A 2,212-nucleotide genomic window follows, 5' to 3' on the forward strand; every position below is an offset into this window, starting at 1 on the left:
ATCCGGTTCTCAAGGTGCACGCCTGCGCTGGTTCCCGGTTCCACCGGGCCGCGCGGCAAGGAGATATATTGCCAGACCGGAGGGGCCCCGTGGGCGGGAATCTGGGCGTACACATTTCCTACACATCTTGGGATTCTCAGCTGTGTTTGCCAGTAATAAAGAGGGGACCTCGTTTCCGAGATCCCCTCCTCCGTCTAACTATAGAAATAGGCTTTCAAAGCCTTAGGCCAACAGCTTGCGACCGGACTCCTCAATCGCGTCAAGTGCTGCATCAGCCTCGGCGGCATCCGTGCCCTTAGCGAAGATGTACAGCTTAATCTTGGGCTCGGTGCCGGAAGGACGAACAATACCCTTGTTGCCGCCCTCAAGATCGAACTCAATGACGTTAGCCTTCGGCAGGCCGTTCACGCAGGTGTTGTAATCCACGACAGCCTCAATCTTGGAACCGGCGAGCTCCGCGGGCGGGTTCTCACGCAGACCAGCCATGATGCCGGCCATCTTCGCCGCACCCTCAGCGCCCGGATAGCTCAGCGAAATCGTCTTGTTATGATAGTAGCCATACTTCTCGTAAAGCTCGTGCATCGCATCGGCAAGGTTCTTGCCCTGGAGCTTATAATACTGCGCCATCTGGCAAATCAGAAGCGAAGTGCTCACGGCATCCTTGTCGCGCACGTGGTCACCGGCCAGATAGCCGTAGCTCTCCTCAAAACCGAAGATAAAGCGATCGACCTCGCCGGCATCGGAAAGAGAAGTAATGATGTCGCCGATGTACTTGAAGCCCGTCAGGCAGCGGCGGAGCTCAAAACCGTACTCGTCGGCCAGAGCGTCGACCATGGCGGAAGAAACGATAGTAGTAACGGCAACCTTCTTAGTGAGGTCCTCACCGCGGGCAGCACGGGTCTTGCAGATATAGTCGAGCAACAGAACGCCCATCTCATTGCCGGTCAGCAGCAGATAGTCATCGCCATTCTTAACGGCAACGCCAACACGGTCGGCGTCGGGATCGGTTGCAAGCAGCAAATCAGGGTGAACCTGCTCGCACAGGTCAATGCCCTTCTGCATGGCCTGACGAATCTCGGGGTTAGGATACGGGCAGGTCGGGAAATCGCCGTTAGGCTCCCTCTGCTCGGGAACAACCGTGACATCGGTGATGCCAGCGCGCTCGAGCACCGTCGTGACGGGAATGAGGCCGGTGCCGTTGAGCGGAGTGTAGACGAGCTTAAGCGGAGCGCCAGCGATCTCCTCGGCAGAAAGGTTGGTCACGCCGCGGGCGAGAACGGCGTCATAATAACGCTCGAGGCACGAGTCATCGATCCATTTGACCAGACCCTGCTCAAGAGCTTCATCGAAGTCCATGGACTTCACACCGGTAAACGTATCGGTCTCGGCGATAGCCTTAGAAATTGCATCGGCAGCCTCGCTGGTGATCTGGCAGCCGTCGGGGCCATAGGCCTTATAGCCGTTATACGGCGCCGGGTTATGGCTAGCGGTCATGCAAATTCCACCGGAGCACTTAAGGTCGCGGACGGCCCAGGAGAGCGTCGGCACGGGAGAAATCTTGGGATACACGAGGGCAGTCACGCCGTTTGCTGCAAGAATGGCAGCCGTCGTCTTAACGAACAGCTCACCTTTATTGCGGCTATCGCGAGCGATGGCGACCGTCGGATGCTCGAAGGTCGCATTGAGGTAGTCAGCGAATCCCTGGGTCGCACGACCGACCGTATAGATATTCATACGGTTAGTGCCCGCACCGATAGTGCCGCGAAGGCCGGCAGTACCGAAGGCGAGATCCTGGAAGAAAGCGTCGGTGATGGCGTCCTCATCACCCTGCTCCTTCATCGTGTTAAGCTCAGCGAGGAGCTCCTCGTCCTTGACATTGGCAATCCAAGTATCAAGCAGCTCATGAACATCTGCCATGTGAGTCCTTCCGTCACAATCAATAAAACGACCCGTGTAAAACAGGACAAGCGCAGCAGTGCGCTAAAGCAAATATTAGTCCATTGAGAACAAAGAACCGGCCACAGAACGGTGAACGTCTATATTCAGCGGTGGATGATTAAATTGATTTAATTGCATAAGGAATGTTGCCCGGTAAACGCAAAAAAGGGGGAGGCCGCGAGGCCTCCCCCTTCTCAGTTCAAGCGTACGGCTCGGTGCCGTCCACCGGTCAGCGGCGCCCTGGCCTCCCACGGGCTGACCCCGCAGTACTCTC

General features: G+C 56.9%; 1 protein-coding gene. It reads right to left on the reverse strand.

The window, feature by feature from the left end; genetic code table 11:
• Positions 1-222: 222 nt before the first annotated feature.
• Entirely contained in the window at positions 223-1,917 is a 1,695-nt protein-coding gene (locus tag AAAX34_RS09385) for a phospho-sugar mutase (protein WP_349111065.1), read from the reverse strand.
• Positions 1,918-2,212 lie beyond the last annotated feature (295 nt).

Origin of the sequence: Collinsella sp. CLA-ER-H4, from assembly GCF_040092395.1 — a bacterium.
Taxonomy (GTDB): domain Bacteria; phylum Actinomycetota; class Coriobacteriia; order Coriobacteriales; family Coriobacteriaceae; genus Collinsella.